General features: G+C 55.5%; 1 pseudogene. It reads left to right on the forward strand.

Annotation, left to right across the window (positions count from 1 at the left end):
* Positions 1–50: 50 nt before the first annotated feature.
* Positions 51–292, forward strand: a pseudogene (locus ACSIPU_RS31100) (Tox-REase-5 domain-containing protein); the annotation flags it as partial.

Genomic DNA, 292 nt, shown 5'->3' on the forward strand with positions numbered 1-292 from the left:
GTTGAAGATTATATGCATGTGATGATAAACCGGGAAAGGAGGGGACTCTGATGGTTATGTTTCCACCAGTAGTTACCGGGGGAATGGGGGGCGCGGCTACCGGAAGCGTCGGTGTGGCAGGTGGCTCAACCGGAACAGCAACATTTCCCGGAGCAGGAAGCACCCATGGCGGCTGGGAAGAAGAGGATATGTCTTATCCTGGCTCAGGTAGTGGGTCGCGTCAGGGGACCGGAGGGTTTGACTATCAGGGAAAACCTTATGATCCGATGCTGAATGACCCCATGGCGGTCAG

It is taken from the genome of Klebsiella sp. HN106 (assembly GCF_051209435.1).
In the GTDB taxonomy this organism is placed as follows: domain Bacteria; phylum Pseudomonadota; class Gammaproteobacteria; order Enterobacterales; family Enterobacteriaceae; genus Klebsiella; species Klebsiella oxytoca.